This window comes from Nocardiopsis sp. NRRL B-16309 (assembly GCF_001279585.1).
Taxonomy (GTDB): domain Bacteria; phylum Actinomycetota; class Actinomycetes; order Streptosporangiales; family Streptosporangiaceae; genus Nocardiopsis.
The window spans coordinates 1-630 of the sequence record NZ_LGEC01000140.1 but is presented as its reverse complement, the minus strand read 5'-3'; the positions used below and the strand labels follow the sequence as shown (position 1 = coordinate 630).

Genomic DNA, 630 nt, shown 5'->3' with positions numbered 1-630 from the left:
GAGGTCTTCGAGGATGATGCGCCAGGACACCACGTCGACCACGAGGTGGTGGGCGACCAGGAGCAGCCGGTTCTCGCGCTCGACCCCTTCCAGGCCGGAGCCGGTGTCGGAGCCACGACCGGGTGCGCGTGATCCGGTGAACAGAGCCGCTCGCAGCAGGGGTGCGGTGCTGATGTCGATGCTGGACTGGATCTGGTCGGCGATGCGCTGGACATGGTCGTCGTGTTCGGTGGGCGGGTGTGCGGACAGGTCGTGTTCCTGCCAGGGCAGGGTGTGGGGGACGTCGGTGATTTCGGCGTGCCAGTGGTCGCCTTCGCGCAGGAAGCGGGTGCGCAGTGTGTCGTGGTGGTGGAGCAGGGCGCGCACGATGTGTTGCCACTGTTGTGGGGTCAGGTCGGTGTCGGCTTCGATCAGCAGGGACTGGTTGACGTGGTCGGGGTGGGCGAAGTCCTGGTCGAAGAACCAGTGCTGGATCGGGGTGAGTTGGGTGGGGCCGGTGACCGTTCCCTGTTCGGCTGTGGCGCGGACGTGCTGGCGTTGTTCGGTGACGGGGGCGAGTTCGGCGATGGTCTGGTGCTGGAAGAGCTGTTTGACGGTCAGGTGGAGGCCGTGCTGTTTGGCGCGGAAGAC

General features: G+C 66.5%; 1 protein-coding gene. It reads right to left on the bottom strand.

The features are described 5' to 3' along the window. Window positions 1-630: condensation domain-containing protein (locus ADL05_RS28385; RefSeq protein WP_231640937.1), on the bottom strand; the 630-nt coding region annotated here is incomplete at both ends.